Source organism: Brevundimonas sp., from assembly GCF_027487935.1.
In the GTDB taxonomy this organism is placed as follows: Bacteria; Pseudomonadota; Alphaproteobacteria; order Caulobacterales; family Caulobacteraceae; genus Brevundimonas.
Window position 1 is genome coordinate 1 of sequence record NZ_JAIYCP010000023.1, and the last position, 16,745, is coordinate 16,745.

The following is a 16,745-nucleotide window of genomic DNA, read 5'->3' on the forward strand; positions in this document are numbered from 1 at the left end:
GGCGCCCCTCCACCCTCCTTCGCCTCTGCGAGGCTCCGGACGGTCCCCCTCCCCGCGAAGCGGGGAGGAGACTGGGGGTGCGCCCCTCCACCCTCCTTCGCCTCTGCGAGGCTTCGGACGGTCCCCCTCCCCGCGAAGCGGGGAGGAGCGTGCGGTCGGCGCCCCTCCACCACGCTACGCGTGGTCCCCCTCCCCGCGAAGCGGGGAGGAGACGGAGGGTGCGGCCCTCCACCCTCCTTCGCCTCTGCGAGGCTCCGGACGGTCCCCCTCCCCGCGAAGCGGGGAGGAGACGAGCGGTGCGCCCCTCCACCCTCCTTCGCCTCTGCGAGGCTCCGGACGGTCCCCCTCCCCACGAAGCGGGGAGGAGACGAGCGGTGCTGCCGCCGCTTGGCTTGTCGCCAGTCGCCGCATAGAAGGCCCGGATGATGAAGACCGAAAAACTGATCGCCGGAAACTGGAAGATGAACGGCCTGGGCGGGAGCCTGGGTGAGGTGGAGGCGCTGCGTGCCGCACTGGCCGAGGCCGCGCCGGCCTGCCGCGTCGCCCTGTGCCCCCCGGCGACCCTGATCGAGCGGATGGCGCGGGCGGCGGGTGAGGGTATCGAGATCGGTGGGCAGGACTGCCGGGCCGAGAGCCACGGAGCCTTCACCGGCGACGTCTCGGCCGCGATGCTGAGGGATGCCGGCGCGACGCTGGTGATTCTGGGGCATTCGGAACGTCGCCAGGGGCATGGCGAGACAGACTCGGTTGTCGCCGCCAAGGCCGAGGCGGCCCTGTCCGTCGGGCTGGAGCCGATCATCTGCGTCGGCGAGACACTGGAACAGCGCGAGGCCGGTCGGGCGGTCGAGGTGGTGCGGGGACAGGTCATGGCCTCCCTCCCGGCGATCCTGGCTGAAAAGGGCGCGTTCGCCGTGGCCTATGAGCCGGTCTGGGCGATCGGTACGGGGCTGACGCCATCGCTGGAGCAGATAGAGGCGGTTCACCGGGCCGTTCGCGCGGCGATGATCGAGCGACTGGGTCCGGCCGGTGCCGCCCGGCCGATCCTGTACGGCGGTTCCGTCAAGCCGGACAATGCGCGCGAAATCCTGGCCGTGCCCGAAGTGGGCGGTGCCCTGGTCGGCGGGGCCTCGCTGAAGGCGGCGGACTTTCTGGGGATTGTCCGGGGCGTGTGACGGGGCCGGGATCAGCAGGGCCGGGCGTCGATGCCCGCCATCCCTAATCCCTATTCCCTAGTTCCTCCCCAAATGTTAGACGCCGCCGCTTGATCGGTGCCGTCCCGCGCCACACATAACGGCTGCCATGCTCCAGACCATTCTCCTCGTCGCCATGATCCTCATCTCGGTCGCGCTTGCCGGCGTGATCCTGATCCAGCGTTCCGAGGGCGGTGCCCTCGGCATGGGGGGAGGCCCCTCGGGCTTCATGACCGCGCGCGGCGCGGGCAATCTGCTGACCAAGACGACCTGGGTGCTGGCGACGCTGTTCTTCCTGTGCGCCATCGGCCTGACCATCCTCGGCAATGTCGAGCGGGCCAATCGCTCGATCGTGGATGCGGACGCCGTGGGTGAGCTGATTGCGCCCACAGCGTCGGACGCGGTCCCGGCCGTTGATCCGGCGGTTCCGGCGCAACCGGTCGCGCCGTCGCTCCAGAATCTCGAATCCAGCCTGGCGGGCGTGTCCTCTGCTCCGGCCCCTTCCACGGCTCCGGCGCCGGCCCAGCCGGCCCCCGCAAACTAGAAAGGCGGGGACCTTATCCCCGCCTTCCTCGCCCGCCCTCACAGTCTTCGCATCAGCCCGCTCGAATCAGCGGTAGAGTGACCCCCCATGGCCCGTTACGTGTTCATCACCGGCGGCGTGGTTTCCTCCCTTGGAAAAGGCCTCGCCTCCGCCGCTCTCGGCGCGCTTCTGCAAGCGCGTGGTTACAAGGTCCGGCTGAGGAAGCTGGACCCGTATCTCAACGTCGATCCGGGCACGATGAGTCCTTACCAGCACGGTGAGGTCTTTGTGACGGATGACGGGGCCGAGACTGATCTCGACCTCGGTCACTATGAGCGGTTCACAGGCGTCTCCGCCGCCCGGTCCGACAACATCACGACCGGCCGCATCTATTCGACCATCCTGGAGAAGGAGCGGCGCGGCGACTATCTGGGGGCGACCGTGCAGGTGATCCCGCACGTGACCGACCAGATCAAATCCTTCTGCCTGACGCCCGCCCTGACCGACGAAGGTGAGGATGCGGATTTCGTGCTGGTCGAGATCGGCGGCACGGTCGGCGACATCGAGGGTCTTCCGTTCTTTGAGGCCATCCGCCAGTTGGGCCAGGACCTGCCGCGCGGCCAGTCGTGCTTCGTGCACCTGACCCTGCTGCCGTTCATCAAGACGGCCGGCGAGATGAAGACCAAGCCGACCCAGCACTCGGTCAAGGAGCTGCGATCGATCGGCATCCAGCCCGATATCCTGCTGTGCCGGTGCGAACTCCCGATCCCGCCCGAGGAGAAGCGCAAGATCGGCCTGTTCTGCAATGTGCGCCCGACCGGCGTGATCCAGGCGATGGACGCCGCCGACATCTACGCCGTGCCGCTGGACTATCACCGCGAAGGACTGGACGCCGAGGTGCTGGCCCATTTCGGCATCACCGATGCGCCGGAACCCGACCTGACGATGTGGCAGGAAATCGCCCGGCGTCGGCTGCACCCCGACGGCGAGGTCACGGTGGCGGTGGTCGGCAAATACACGGTCCTGAAGGACGCCTACAAATCCCTGATCGAGGCTTTGCAACACGGCGGGGTCGCCAACAACGTCAAGGTCAATATCGACTGGGTCGAGGCAGAGACCTTCGAGGGCGACCGCGAAGCCTGCGACGCGCGCCTGCAGACGGCCCATGCCATCCTGGTGCCCGGCGGCTTCGGCGAGCGGGGCTCGGAGGGCAAGATCGAGGCGGCCCGGTTCGCCCGTGAGCGCAAGATTCCCTATTTCGGCATCTGTTTCGGCATGCAGATGGCGGTGATCGAGGCGGCCCGGAACCTGGCCGGCTATCCCAAGGCCTCATCGACGGAGTTCGGACCCACGACCGAGCCTGTGGTCGGCCTGATGACCGAATGGACCCAGGGCAACCAGCGCGTCCTGCGTCAGCAGGGCGGCGATATGGGCGGGACCATGCGTCTGGGGGCCTATGACTCGACGCTGAAGCCGGGGTCGAAGATCGCGGAAATGTATGGTTCGACGACGATCAGCGAGCGGCACAGGCATCGCTACGAGGTCAACATCAACTACCGCGAGGCCATCGAGCAGAAGGCCGGTCTGATCTTCGCCGGCCTGTCGCCGGACGGCGTCCTGCCCGAGACGGTCGAGCGCGAGGATCACCCGTGGTTTGTGGGTGTCCAGTATCACCCTGAGCTGAAGAGCCGACCCTTCGCCCCGCACCCCCTGTTTGCGGGCTTCATCGAGGCGGCCGTGGTGCAGAGCCGTCTGGTCTGAGTGCGGGGGCGGGCCGGTGCAGCGGCCCGGGCGTCCCTCAGTCCTGCCCGGCCCGGGGATGGGCCGATGGATCGGCGTCGCCGGACGTCTCGCGCAGGCCTTCGAACGGTCGGCGGTCCTGGCAGCGGACACACACGCGGGTGCCGGGCTGACTGCGGCTGTCGACGTAGACATGCCCTTTCAGGCGGCACTGAACCGACCGGAACAGGGCCTTCGTCTGTTTGAACATGGTCTTTCCGCCCGAGGGAGATAGTTCCAGCGTACACCAAACACCGTTACATTTTCCATTTTGCAGGAAAATGGGCGACTCACCTTGCCGGAGCGGTTCATCGCCCTGCAGCGTTACTTCCGGAGTCGCGCCCGCGACGGCCCTGTGGGCTCAACATCCATAACCCAGCCGGAGCGCCGTTCCATGCCGTCCCTGAAAGCCGCCTACCCCCTCTACCTGGCGAACAAGGCGATCACACCCAACCAGGACCTGGAGGTGACCGACAAATACTCGGGCAAGGTGGCGACGCGGGTGGCCCTGGCTGACCCCGCCCTGATCGATCGTGCCATCTGCGCGGCGGTCGAGGCGACCGGGCCCATGGCGCGGATGGCGGCCTATGAGCGGCAGGCCGTGCTGGCCCATTGTGTGAAACGCTTCCAGGAGCGGGCCGACGAACTGGCCCATGCCCTGTGCATCGAGGCCGGAAAGCCGATCCGGGACTCGCGCGGCGAGGTGACCCGACTGATCGATACCTTCCGCATCGCCGCCGAGGAGTCGGTACGCATGACCGGAGAGGTCCAGCCGCTCGACATTTCGCCGCGCGCCAGGGGCTATCAGGGGATGTGGAAACGCGTGCCGATCGGGCCGTGCTCCTTCATCTCGCCCTTCAACTTTCCGCTCAACCTGGCCGCCCACAAGATCGCACCGGCCCTGGCGGTCGGGTGTCCATTCGTGATGAAACCCGCATCGCGGACGCCGCTGGGGGCCTTGATCATCGGCGAGATTCTGGCCGAGACGGATCTGCCGGCGGGGGCCTTCTCCATCCTGCCGGCCACGCGCGACGGGGCTGACCTGTTCACCACCGACGACAGGCTCAAGCTGCTGTCCTTCACCGGCTCACCGGAGGTCGGCTGGGCGCTCAAGGCCCGGGCCGGAAAGAAGAAGGTGGTGCTGGAGCTGGGGGGCAATGCCGCCGTCATCGTCGACCGCGACAGCGATCTGGAAGACGCGGCCGAGCGGATCATCTTCGGGGCCTTCTACCAGTCGGGCCAGTCCTGCATCGGGGTGCAGCGGATCCTGATCCACGACGATGTCTATAAGCCCTTGCGCGACCTGCTGGTCGGGAAGGCCCGGGCCCTGATCTGCGGCGATCCGCGCGAGGAGACCACCTTCATCGGTCCGATGATCGACGAGACGGAGGCGGCCCGGCTGGAGGCCTGGATCCATGAAGCCCGCAGTGCCGGTGCGACGGTGCTGTGCGGCGGCAACCGCTCCGGAGCGATGCTGGACGCGACCCTGCTGGAGGGTGTCGGACGAGGCTTGAAAATCCGTGAGGAGGAAGCCTTCGGGCCGGTGGCGATCCTGTCGCGGTTTTCGGATTTCGAGGCGGCCCTGGCCGAGGTGAATGACTCAAGGTTCGGTCTGCAGGCGGGCATCTTCACGCGCGACATTCACAAGGCGATGCGGGCCTGGGATGTGCTCGAGGTCGGCGGCATCCTGATCGGGGACGTGCCGAGCTATCGCGTCGACAACATGCCCTATGGCGGGGTCAAGGACTCCGGTCTGGGCCGCGAAGGCGTGAAATTCGCCATGGAGGACATGACCGAGATCCGGAACCTGGTCATCCGGCAGCGGCCGGTGGAGGGGTCGTCGGCAGGTCCTGCGACATAAGGGGGTTTGGTCGGCCCGACTTGCCGCAAAGCATGAACGCTTTGTCACGCGCTGACCGGTTGTGACCCTGTCCAGCCTGGGCCATGCTCGGCGGAACGGGATTGAGCCCGGTGGGGAGGAAAAGATGCGTGTCCGTATGATGTTGGCCGGCGTTGCGGCGGCGGGATTGTTTGCGTTTCCGGCGATGGCCGAGGACGGCCAGTACGCACCGCAGCTGACCCGGATCGTGACGGAAGCGGCCGCCGGGACCTGCCTGGCCGAGTTGATGGCCCAGCCGCTTCTCGATGCCTGCAATGCCCAGATCGCGGCGATGTCGCCGGGTCTGAACGCCCTCGGGCCGGTCGAGACGATGACCTTTGTGAGTGCCGAGGAAACACCCGGCGGCCGGGTCGAGTCCTACAGCGTCAAATTCGCCGGTGGCCGGACCATGACCTGGTTCATCGGCCAGGAGTCCGAAGGCAAGTTCGCCGCCGTCGGGGCGGGGGGCTAGGGATTTGGCGGCGTCCGCGGGCATTCTGCTGGCCGGTCTGATTGCGCTCACCGCAGGGCAACAGACGCCGCCGATCTTCCAGCCCGGCGCACCCGGGACCGCGTCGCGCGTGGTCACGCCCGCCGAGGCGATTGCGCTCGGTCGCTCGACCTTTACCCACGATGACGTGGCCTTCATGCAGCATATGATTGTCCACCATGCCCAGGCGGTGGAGATGGTCGAACTGCTCAGGACGCGGGGGGTCCACCCGACCGTGCGGCGGCTGGGGGAACGGATCGCCCTGAGTCAGGATGCCGAGATCGCCCTGATGCGGGGCTGGCTGAGCGATCGTGGCCAGCCGCTGGAGATGCCGGGCATGGGCGGCGGACACGCCGGAATGGACCATTCGCACCATGCCGGCCACGCAATGCCGGCCTCTGACACACCGATCATGGCCGGCATGCTGTCGCCGGCGCAGATGCAGGCGTTGGCCGCGGCGAGCGGTCCCGCCTTCGACCGCCTTTTCCTTGAAGGCATGATCCGGCATCATCAGGGTGCGCTCGACATGGTCGACGCCCTGCTGGCCAATCCGGGCGCGGCCGAGGATACGATGCTGTCCGACTTCACCACCTCCGTCGTCGCCGACCAGTCGGCGGAGATTCTGCGTATGCAATCCCTTTTGTCTGAGCTCTGAACCCCTTCCTGAAGGACCGGCCATGAACGTTCGCAGCAGCCTGCTTTCCACTGTCGCCGTGCTTGGCATCCTGTTGTGTGCCGGTGGCGCTGCGGCCCAGTCCGCCGCCCCGCCCGCTGCACAGGAAATCAGGGCTGACGGCCGCACCACCCTGTCGGCCGGCCTCGCTGATGCGGGCCAGCTGGCATCGGGCATCGCCCTGGAGCACGCCATCGGCAAGCCAGCGGGATTTGTCGACCCCGACATCGGCTTCTCGCCGCCGACCAGCCGTGAGGAAGGCGAGGCGATGATGGCCCGGGCGAGGGGTAATCCGAACTTCAGCGTGCTCGGCATGGCCAATACCGACATGGCGGTGTCAGACGGCAAGCTGTTCGTCGGCAATTTCAATGGTTTCAATGCCTATGACATCTCCGGCGACGGACCGCCGCAGCTGGTCATGTCGGTGGTCTGCCCCGGCGGCCAGGGCGATGTCTCTGTCCATGGCGACCTGCTTTTCATGTCGGTCGAGGAAAACCGGGGGCGGCTCAACTGCGGTACTGCGACGACGTCGGACGACGTTACCGCCCAACGGTTCCGGGGCGTCCGGATCTTTGACATCAGCGACCTGAACGCGCCGCGCCAGATTGCTGCTGTCCAGACCTGCCGGGGCTCGCACACCCATACGCTGGTTCCGCATCCGACCGACGCCAACGTCCTCTATGTCTACAACTCCGGTACCTCAGACGTCCGCGGCGCGGCGGAGCTGGCCATCTGCACGGACGGTCAGCCGGACCGGAATCCCGAAACCGCCCTGTACTCGATCGATGTGATCAAGGTGGAGCTGGACCGACCGCAGGACGCGGCGATCGTCAATCGCCCGCGCATCTTCGCCGACAGCCAGACCGGCCGTGTGGCGGGCCTCTGGCGCGGCGGCCGGTCCGGGATCGCGACCCAGGACACGGCCCAGACCAACCAGTGCCATGACATCACCGTCTATCCCGAGATCGGCCTGGCCGCGGGGGCCTGCAGTGGCAACGGCATCCTGCTGGACATCTCCGATCCGGAAAATCCGCGCCGGACGTCGGACATCTTCGATCCCGACATGGCCTATTGGCACTCGGCCACCTTCAACAATGCCGGCGACAAGGTCGTGTTCACGGACGAGTGGGGCGGCGGCATCGGGGCCCGTTGCCGGGCCACAGACCCTGCGACCTGGGGCGCCAATATGGTGGCCACCATCGAGAACCGGACCCTCGCCGGCAAGAGCTTCCACAAACTGCCGAGCGCCCAGGGCGCGACCGAGAACTGCGTCGCCCACAACGGGATGATCATCCCCGTTCCGGGCCGCGACCTGATGGTCCAGGCCTGGTACCAGGGCGGGGTCTCGATCATGGAGTTCACCGATCCGGCCCGGCCGGTCGAAATCGCCTTCTTTGATCGGGGCCCGATCGACGCCAGCCGGCTGTACGTCGGCGGTTCCTGGTCGGCCTACTGGTTCAACGGCAGGATCTATTCGAGCGAGATCGCTCGCGGCCTCGATGTGCTGCGGCTGGTCCCGAGCGAGCATCTGTCGGCGGCCGAGATCGCCGCCGCCGAGGCTGTGACGGCGGAGACGATCAATCCCCAGACCCAGACCCGCATCGTCTGGGCTGATACGCCGGATGTGGCCGCGTCCTATCTGGACCAGCTTACCCGGGTCGGGGGCGTGGAGGCCGGCCTTGCCGGGCAGGTTCAGGCCCGTATCGATACCTGGCGTCGGGGTCGGGCGGACAAGCGGGCTTCGGCAGAGCTGTCGACCGCCCTGGCCGCGGCGGCCAGCAGCGCGACCGGGCTGAATGCCACGCGGCTGAAAGCCCTGGCCGACCTGTTCGGACGCCGGGGTCGCTAAGGGACCCCATCGGACGCGGTCGCCGCCGGGTCGGGGCGGTGGCAAGATCCACACAGAGCGCTCAGCGCGACCGGCGGAGCTCCCGGGGGCGCTGTCGGTCCAGTGACGGCGTGTGTCCGCCAAAGGCCGCCCAGACCGCTGATGGAGATGGTGTTTCGCGAAGCTGATTTCGTTGAATCGCTAGCGATCGCCTGCCGATGTCATCCGACGGGCGGTGCGGCGTTAGCCCAGCCTCCGCCCGGGTTTGCGGAACGTCCCGGTCCGGCAACGACGGTCGGGCAGGTCGCACCCCGTTCCGCGATCCGGCCTGTCCGGCCCGGCGAGTGCAAAATCCTGTCAGTTTATGGCTGCAAGCTCGATAATCGGGGCCGGTCCGTTTGCAGGGTTCGTATTGTAGGATTCCGACATGACCGATCTGCCTGCATCCAACCCCGACATCCATCGCGACTATCCCATTGATGACAGTGTTCTGGCGGCCTTTCGCCGGGACGGCTTCGTTCATCTGCGGGATGTGCTGCCGGCCGAGGTGCTCGCTGACTACGGACGCGAGATCACACGTCTGACGATCGCCCTGAACACCCAGACGCTGCCGCTTGAGGAGCGCACGACCTATGATCGGGCGTTTCTTCAGGTGATGAACCTGTGGCAGCAGAGCCCGGTGGTGCGGGACTTTGTTTTTGGCCGGACGCTCGCCAGGATCGCCGCCGACCTGCTCGAGGTCCAGGGTGTCCGGCTCTACCACGACCAGTCCCTGTACAAGGAGCCCGGGGGTGGCATTACCCCCGCGCACGCTGACCAGTACTATTGGCCGCTGGCAAGCGACCGGACCGTGACGGCATGGATCCCCCTGCAGCCTGTTCCACGCGAGTTGGGGCCCCTGGCCTTCTATGCAGGCAGTCACCGGTCGGTCCTCGGGCGCGATCTGCCGATCTCCGACGAGAGCGAGGCGGCGATCACCGCCGCCATGGAGGCGCAGGCGTTCCCGATCGTCGATGAGCCCTTCGATCTGGGCGATGTCAGCTTTCATGCCGGCTGGCTGTTCCACAAGGCGGGCCCCAATGTGTCGAGGACGCCGCGATCGGTGATGACCATCATCTATATGGACGCCGCGATGCGTCTGGCAGAGCCGGTCAACGAGCCGCAGAGGGCGGATCGCGACCGGTGGTGCAGCGGTGTCGAAACCGGCGCGATTATCGATACTCCGGGGAACCCGCTGCTCTTTGACCGGGCCGCCGCATGAGGCCCGGGATCAGCCGACGCGGGGTGATCGGCACCTTGGCGGCTGCCCCGGTGCTGGGTGCAGGGCCGGTGCGGGCCCGGTCGAACGGCTCGTTCACCCGCTATGTGGACCCCTTCATCGGCACCGACGGCACCGGCCACGCCTTTCCCGGTCCCTGTCGCCCGTTCGGCATGATCCAGCCGGGGCCGGACAACGCTGACAGCGGCTGGGACTTTACCAGCGGCTATCAATACCGCGCGCCGCGCATCCTCGGCTTTTCCCAGACCCGGGCCAGCGGCACCGGCATCCCCGAGCTGGGCGACGTGCTGCTGCAGCCGGTTGCCGATCCGCGAGAGGATCTGTCGAGTGCCTATGACAAGGCGAGCGAGGTCGCGAGGCCGGGCTACTATGCGGTTCGGCTGACGGACAATGCGTGTCTCGTGGAGCTGACGTCCTCGCTCCGCGTCGCGCTCCATCGCTATCATTTTGCGCGGGCCGGGCGGGTTCATGTGCTGGTCGATACGCACCATCGGCTGCGGTTTCTCGAAGGCGAGCGGGTTACCGCCGCCAGCGTCACCCCCCGGTCAGACGGCGTCGACGGCACGGTGGATTCGACCAACTGGGCGACGCGGACGATGGCGTTCGCGCTCGATTTCGACCGTCCGGTCGTATCGGTGCGCGAGTTGCCGAAACGTCCCGGCCAGATCGCGCCGCGTTTCCTGCTCGGTTTCGATGTCGGGGACGATGGGCGGCTCGAGGCCCGGGTGGCCCTGTCGACGATCGACGTCGACGGCGCACGCCGCAATATGGCGGAGTTGCCCATCTGGGACTTCGACGCCGTGGCGCGCGCCGCGGACGCTGAATGGGACGCGCTGCTGGGCCGGGTCGAGATCGACGCCGATGAGACGACCCGGCGGATATTCTATACCGCGCTCTATCACCTCATGCTTCAGCCGAGCACGATCTCGGACATCGACGGGCGCTATCGGGGGGCAACCGGCTCGGTCGCCACGGCGCGTGGCCGCGTCTACTATTCCACGCTCTCGCTGTGGGACACCTTCCGGGCCGCCCATCCGCTCTACACCCTGCTGGTGCCGGAGCGGGTCGATGATTTCGTCCTGACCCTGCTGGACCATCATCGGGCCCAGGGGCATCTGCCGCTCTGGCCGATCTGGGGTCGCGAGACCTGGTGCATGATCGGAAACCCCGCCTTGCCGGTGATCGCCGATGCCTGGGCCAAGGGGTTCCGGGGTTTCGACGGCACCGAAGCCCTGGCGGCCATGATCAAGACCTCAACCACGAACCACCGGCTCGCGGACTGGGATGCGGTCGAGCGCTTCGGCTACTATCCCAACGATCTGTTTCCCAATGAGGCGGTCTCCAGGACGCTCGAAGCCGGGATCGGTGATGCTGCGACCGCCCATATGGCGATGATGGCCGGCGACACGAACGCCTCAGGCCGGTTCGCGGCGCGCGCGGGGACCTATCGAAATCTCGTGGATCCGGAGACGAGGCTCGCGCGGGGTCGGGACAGTTCGGGGGCCTGGCGCACACCCTTTGATCCGCTGCAAACGACGTCGCCGCTCGGCACCCCCGGCGACTACACCGAGGCCAATGCCTGGCAGTACAGCTGGACACCGGCGCTGCATGACGTCGATGGCCTGATCGCAGCCATGGGCGGGCGGCGGAATTTCACCGCCATGCTGGACCGCTTCTTCGCCCAGACCGGGGCGGGCGATGATCCGCACCAGGGGCAGGAGGGGCTGATCGGTCAGTATGCCCATGGCAATGAGCCCAGCCACCATATCGCCTGGCTCTATGCGCACAGCGACCGGCCTGATCGAGGTCCCGAACTGGTCAGGGAGATCGCCCGGCGCTTCTACAATGACACGCCCCGCGGCATCACCGGCAACGACGACTGCGGCCAGATGAGCGCCTGGTATGTTTTCGCGACCCTGGGTTTCTACCCGGCCGATCCGTTTCGCGGGAATTATGTGCTGGGGCAGCCACTGGTCGGGTCGGCACGCATCAGCCTCGCCTCCGGTCGTTCGCTGCTCATCGGGACCTCGTCGCGTTCAGCGGCGCGGTCGATGTTCAATGACGCGGTCATCCAGGAGCGCACCCTGCCGCATGGCCGGCTGGTCGAGGGCGGGTGTCTGGTCTCTGGTTCCGGGGCCGGATGATGAATGGGGGCTGACAGGATGAGCGACGTTGAGCTGCCGTTCGCCGGTGTCGAGATGGGGGGCACCAAATGCGTTTGTCTGCTGGCCACAGGGCCGGGTGACATCCGCGAGACGGTCCGGATTCCGACCACGACGCCGGCGGAAACCCTGGCGGCCATCGATGCGGTTCTGGTCCGCTGGCAGGCGCAGCACGGTTTTCGGGCCATCGGTGTGGCGGGCTTCGGCCCGCTTGAGCTGGACCCGGCCTCGCCGCTCCATGGAACCCTGGTCAATACGCCCAAACCCGGCTGGACCGGTGCGAACCTGCTGGCAGGCATGACACCCTTCGGCGTCCCGGTCGGTCTGGATACAGACGTCAATGGCGCGGCCCTGGCGGAAGGGCGGTGGGGCGGAGCCCGGGGGTTGGACAGCTATGCCTATGTGACGGTGGGCACCGGGATCGGTGTGGGCTCTGTCATCAGGGGACAAACGGTACGGGGGTTGGGGCATTCGGAAGCCGGTCACCTGCGGATCCCCCGTATGGCCGGGCGGAATTGGCCGGGGGCCTGTCGCTTCCACGGGGATTGCGTCGAGGGTCTGGCGTCCGGACCAGCGATCGAGGCGCAGGCCGGTGCTCGCGCCGCCGATCTGCCACCGACCGATCCGGTCTGGACGGAGGTTGTCCAAGCGCTCGCCGCCCTGATGCACAATCTGGTCCTGACGACTGCCCCGCAGAGGGTTCTGATCGGCGGCGGCGTTATCGCCGGGCAGCCCTTTCTGTTGCCCCCGGTGCGTCAGGCGCTCGTTGAATCCCTGAACGGTTATGGTGTGGCCCCCGCCATCGCCGAGGATATCGAGGCCTTCGTCGCTGCGCCCGCCCTGGGAACATCGGCCGGCCCCCTCGGTGCGGTGGCCCTGGCGCAGGCTGCCGCAACCCGGGTCGAATGACCTGTCTGACAACAGCCATCTGAAACGCCGGCAGCTGTTCTGTCGGCGGCCATTGTCTGGCGATCAGCCCATCAGGCGGGATACTTCAGCCGGTCGCGATACTCGCGCGCGGTCATGCCGAAGCGTTCACGGAACCGTGCCGAGAAATGCGACGGAGAGGAAAACCCCGATGCATAGGCGATCTCCGAAAGCTGCAGGTTCGTCGTGGCTATCCAGCGCGACGCGATGTGCAGCCGGAAGGCGGTGACATAGTCGGAGTAGCCACAACCAAACACCGCGGCGAACCGGCGGGAGAAATAGGCGGGTGACAGGTGACTGATCGCAGCGGCCTCGCGCAGTGGAACCGGATTGCCCGGGTCGGCGCGCAACCGCTCAAGGATCGGCATGAAGCGGGCGAGCTGGGTGGCCCGCCCAGGCATCGCCTCTGCCCTGACCTGCGGGATCTGGCAGAGCGCATGCATGATGAGGCCGACGATCTGATCGATCAGTGGATCGGCAGGGTTGCTTGTGGCGACATCGGATAGCCAGTCGGCGAGGACTGCGAGGCGTGCCTTCATGGCCTTGTCCGGGTTCACGCAGAACGGTCCAGCCGGAACGGGCACACTGGTCACCCGGGTCAGGACGTAGGGGTCGACCTGGATCAAGGTCCAGTTCTTGGGACCGGCCTCGAAGTGGAAGTCGTGATAGCGCATCGTCGGCGCGAAGACCGCACAGCCGGGCGTGATCGGAAAGCTGAGCGTGTCGCACTCGAAATGGCCGCGGGTCTCTCCGAACAGGACGATCTCTGCGACATCATGGAAATGCAGCAGCCGCGCGGGCGGCGGTGCTGAAGCCGACGCCGTTACACGGGTGACGAGCGCATTGATCCCCAGCGGAAGGCGAACAGGCTCGCAGATGGGTTGAACGACCATAGGACAATATGCTGACAGTCTTGCCGGGGTGGCAACGGCCCGGAGATCAGGGGATCAGGAACAGCGCCGTCTGCCAAGGCCGCAATGCGGCGGTGCCGTTGCCGATCAGGTCAGGACCTGAGCTGCCGGGGCCGGTGTAGTCGACCGCTTCCGCCGACAGATTGCTGACAATCACCAGCCGTTGATCAGCGGTGCTTCGCTCCACGATCAGCAATCTCGGGTCACCGTCGATCACGGCCTGCTCGCCCGCGACAAGCGCGGCATGGGTCCGGCGCAGGCTGGCCAGCCTGCGATAGTGGCTGAGCAGCGAGTCCGGACGAAGCTGCTGCTCCTCGACCGAAATTCCGTCGTGATCGCGGGCATAGCGCTGATCCCAGAACCGTTCACCCGGGCGCCGGTACCAGATGGCCTGCTCAGGCGCGGCATCGATTGCGGCCCATTTGAACGCTTCGCGCATCGGAATGTCGGCTTCATCCGTCTGATAGCCGGCGTCCTTCCGGCCGCGTATCCCCAGTTCCTGACCGTAGTAGAGGATCGGGGTGCCCCGGAGCAGAAAGACGAGGGCCGCCGCCGAGCGCAGCTTTTCAGGTGTCATCCCCGGGTCGGAGGCGATGCGGCTGACGTCGTGGTTCTCTGCGAAGATCAACTGGGCCTTGCCGGCCGGTGTGACCTCGCCGGTACGGGTGATGGCTGTGACCAGGGCCGTGCGGTCCCAGCTCCGGATGGCCTCATGGATTGGAAAGGCGAATACGGCGCTGGTATCGGCCCGGGTCAGGTAGTCCTCGCCGTACTGCCAGTCCCATTGCTCGGCGATGAGGGCAATGTCGGGATTGATGGCCCGCAGTCTGTCGAAGGCCGGTCTCCAGAAATCGGCAAACAGATTGGTCAGAATGCCCTTGGAATCGAGGTCGTCCATCATGTGGTCGAGCCGAAAGCCGTCGGCACCGTCGGTGAAGTCGCCGTCGCGGTTCGGATCCACCCAGTCGTGCAGATAGGCGTCAAAATAGGCCCCGACCCCGGGATGAACGAGGTTGACGGTTGTCACACCATGGGTGTCGCGGTTGAAGTTGCGGATCTCACGCAGACCGAAGGGCCCTTCCTCGGCGATGCCAGCGGCGCGGTCGTCCCAGAGCATGTAGTCGGCGTAGGGCGAGTTGCGATCGGCCATGGCAGCGGTCCACCAGGGGTGGCCGCCGGCCAGGTACTGGAACTCCATGTCGAGATAGATCTTCATCCCCGCCGCATGGACCGCTGCGACCAGGGCCCGATAGTCTTCCATCGTTCCGTAGCGGGGGTCGATGCCTTCAAAATCCGTGGCGAAATAGTTGTGATAGACCCGGCTGGGGTAGAGCGGGGTCAACAGGATGGCCGTGACGCCGAGGCTCTGAAGATAGGGCAGGCCCTGCCGGACGCCTGTGAGGTCGCCGTGACCGTCGCCGTCGCTGTCGCGAAAGCTGCGCTGGAAGATGTGATAGACGACCTCGTTCTCCAGCACATTGCGGGGAGGCTGGACGGTGTCGGAGCCGGGGACGCGGGCCGCGGCGGGGTGGGCGCACAGGGCCAGAAGGAGCGCCAGGCAGATCAGCAAGCGGTTCATTGCGAGGCGCCTTTCAGAGTGAGGGAGTTGCGGGAGACAAGGGACCAGAGCAGGGCCGAGAGACCGAGGAACAGGCCGGACAGGCCGAACACCACGCCCTTGTCATCGGCCGCCGCCACCAGGGTTGCGATCCCCAGGCTGGTTACCAGCTGGGGCAGGACGACCGACAGGTTGAACAGGCCCATAAACAGACCCATGCGCGTCGGCGACACCCGGTCCGACATGATCGCGAAGGGCAGGCTGACGATCGAGCCCCAGCCGAGCCCGCACAGGGCCATCAGGGCGTAGAGCTGCCAGGGTGCGGTGACGAACAACCAGATCGCCAGGCATCCGGCGGCCATCACGGCGACCGCCGCTACGTGGACCTGGAGTGCACCCGCGCGGCGCGCCAGTCGGCCAAGCAGGAGCGGGGCCAGGGCGGCGACTCCGTTCATCGCCAGAAAGGCGAGGGCGGTCACCTGGCCGAGGGCGGCATCGTCCAGCCCGGGCATCCGGCCCTGCAGGAAGCTGACCATATAGACGAAGATCGGCTGCACCCCGAGCCAGCAGAAGGCGCTTGCGGCGACCATGCGGCGAAAGCCGGTGTGTCGATCCTCCCGCCCCAGGAAGGCGTGGGCGACCAGCCCAAGGGTTGCAAGCGTACAAAGAAGCTCGGCCGTGCCGCCCGCCAGGTTTGCGCCTGTCATCCGGACCGTCAGGCCGTAGATGTCATAGATCAGGATCGCCCAGAGCGGAGACAGTGATCCTGCGCTCGCGATCCAGACGTTTTCCGGGGTCGGGAGGGGTGGGACCGGCGGCACCCCGGCCGGCGGTCCGGAGTCTGCCGGCAGGTCTGCCGCCAGCGTTTCGGGTTCGGTCACCAGCAGGGCCGGTACGATCGCAAAGAGCAGCACCAGCACGACTGCGACATAGATGAGCACGTCATTGCCGAGCAGGGCGCCGATCGCGTAGGCCGCGACGCCGAAGCTGCCCGACACAAGCTGCATGATGCTGTAGGCGGCCGCCCGTTCGGAACCTGTCCCGGTCAGGTCAGCGATAAGGGCGCGGGTGGGACTGAAGCCGACGTTGACGGCCAGATCCAGCGCCAGCGCCACTGTGATGGCGATGCCGAACACGCCGGGCAGGCCGACCACCCGGGAAGTCACGCCGATCTGCGGGAGCAGCAGGATCGACAGGGCAGCGACCGCGCCGCCGACGATGATGAAGACCCGCCGTCTTCCCCCCCAGAACCAGGTGCGGTCGCTGAGGCTACCGACCAGCAGCTGGCCAAGGATCCCGGCGAGGGGACCCGCTGCCCAGACCAGGCCGATCTCCTCGATGGCGAGGCCGTACCGTGTCGACAGCATCCAGCTCAGCACCGAAATCTGCACCGACAGGGCAAACCCCATCGCCGTGGCCGGCAGGCTGATCAGGACGAAGAACGGGAGGCCTCGGCGTTGCTGGAAGGTCAGCATGGGGGCGCTCCTGCCAACCACCGCAACGGGCGCGACAGGCCGGTCAGGATCAATCCGACCATCAGACAGCC

Annotated in this window: 14 protein-coding genes; 10 read left to right on the top strand and 4 right to left on the bottom strand. The window is 66.9% G+C overall.

What is annotated here, in order from left to right; all coding sequences use genetic code 11:
* Positions 1-422: 422 nt before the first annotated feature.
* The 3 genes from tpiA to Q0053_RS08825 all read left to right on the top strand — a co-directional run bounded on the left by tpiA (position 423) and on the right by Q0053_RS08825 (position 3,474).
* Positions 423-1,172 (top strand): triose-phosphate isomerase, encoded by a 750-nt coding sequence (gene tpiA / locus Q0053_RS08815; RefSeq protein WP_298098948.1) that lies wholly within the window; start codon positions 423-425, stop codon positions 1,170-1,172.
* A 127-nt stretch (positions 1,173-1,299) separates the two neighbouring features.
* Complete coding sequence (gene secG / locus Q0053_RS08820) at positions 1,300-1,734, top strand: preprotein translocase subunit SecG (RefSeq protein WP_298098951.1); 435 nt, start codon at positions 1,300-1,302, stop codon at positions 1,732-1,734.
* An 87-nt stretch (positions 1,735-1,821) separates the two neighbouring features.
* Complete coding sequence (locus Q0053_RS08825; RefSeq protein ID WP_298098954.1) at positions 1,822-3,474, top strand: CTP synthase; 1,653 nt, start codon at positions 1,822-1,824, stop codon at positions 3,472-3,474.
* A gap of 37 nt (positions 3,475-3,511) precedes the next feature.
* Here the strand turns inward: Q0053_RS08825 and Q0053_RS08830 are convergent, their stop codons facing one another.
* Positions 3,512-3,703 (bottom strand): hypothetical protein, encoded by a 192-nt coding sequence (locus Q0053_RS08830; protein ID WP_298098957.1) that lies wholly within the window; start codon positions 3,701-3,703, stop codon positions 3,512-3,514.
* Between the two features lie 183 nt (positions 3,704-3,886).
* Here Q0053_RS08830 and Q0053_RS08835 point away from each other — a divergent pair, with 183 nt between their 5' ends.
* From Q0053_RS08835 to Q0053_RS08865, 7 genes are all read left to right on the top strand, one after another.
* Complete coding sequence (locus tag Q0053_RS08835; RefSeq protein ID WP_298098960.1) at positions 3,887-5,353, top strand: aldehyde dehydrogenase family protein; 1,467 nt, start codon at positions 3,887-3,889, stop codon at positions 5,351-5,353.
* A gap of 124 nt (positions 5,354-5,477) precedes the next feature.
* On the top strand, positions 5,478-5,843 hold the full coding sequence (locus Q0053_RS08840) for a hypothetical protein (RefSeq protein WP_298098962.1): 366 nt from the start codon (positions 5,478-5,480) through the stop codon (positions 5,841-5,843).
* A gap of 4 nt (positions 5,844-5,847) precedes the next feature.
* Positions 5,848-6,516, top strand: coding sequence for a DUF305 domain-containing protein (locus Q0053_RS08845; protein WP_298098965.1), 669 nt, complete (start codon positions 5,848-5,850; stop codon positions 6,514-6,516).
* A 22-nt stretch (positions 6,517-6,538) separates the two neighbouring features.
* The gene (locus tag Q0053_RS08850) at positions 6,539-8,383 is read left to right on the top strand and encodes a hypothetical protein (RefSeq protein ID WP_298098967.1); all 1,845 of its coding nucleotides are present in this window, start codon (positions 6,539-6,541) and stop codon (positions 8,381-8,383) included.
* A 406-nt stretch (positions 8,384-8,789) separates the two neighbouring features.
* On the top strand, positions 8,790-9,623 hold the full coding sequence (locus tag Q0053_RS08855) for a phytanoyl-CoA dioxygenase family protein (RefSeq protein ID WP_298098970.1): 834 nt from the start codon (positions 8,790-8,792) through the stop codon (positions 9,621-9,623).
* Positions 9,620-11,785 carry a GH92 family glycosyl hydrolase gene (locus tag Q0053_RS08860; protein WP_298098973.1) on the top strand — a complete coding sequence of 722 codons (2,166 nt, stop codon included), beginning with the start codon at positions 9,620-9,622 and terminating at the stop codon, positions 11,783-11,785. The genes Q0053_RS08855 and Q0053_RS08860 overlap by 4 nt, the downstream gene beginning before the upstream one ends.
* Positions 11,786-11,803: 18 nt before the next feature.
* Positions 11,804-12,712 carry an ROK family protein gene (locus Q0053_RS08865; RefSeq protein ID WP_298098976.1) on the top strand — a complete coding sequence of 303 codons (909 nt, stop codon included), beginning with the start codon at positions 11,804-11,806 and terminating at the stop codon, positions 12,710-12,712.
* Positions 12,713-12,783: 71 nt separating this feature from the next.
* Here Q0053_RS08865 and Q0053_RS08870 read toward each other — a convergent pair whose 3' ends face one another.
* Genes Q0053_RS08870 through Q0053_RS08880 form a run of 3 tightly spaced genes read right to left on the bottom strand, consistent with a single transcriptional unit; the run spans position 12,784 to position 16,674 of the window.
* Positions 12,784-13,623: an AraC family transcriptional regulator gene (locus Q0053_RS08870; RefSeq protein WP_298098979.1), complete on the bottom strand. Its 840-nt coding sequence runs from the start codon at positions 13,621-13,623 to the stop codon at positions 12,784-12,786.
* Positions 13,624-13,669: 46 nt separating this feature from the next.
* Positions 13,670-15,220: an alpha-amylase family glycosyl hydrolase gene (locus Q0053_RS08875; protein WP_298098982.1), complete on the bottom strand. Its 1,551-nt coding sequence runs from the start codon at positions 15,218-15,220 to the stop codon at positions 13,670-13,672.
* Positions 15,217-16,674, bottom strand: a complete 1,458-nt coding sequence (locus Q0053_RS08880; RefSeq protein ID WP_298098985.1) for an MFS transporter — start codon at positions 16,672-16,674, stop codon at positions 15,217-15,219. Before Q0053_RS08880 ends, Q0053_RS08875 begins: the two co-directional genes overlap by 4 nt.
* Between the last annotated feature and the right edge of the window lie 71 nt (positions 16,675-16,745).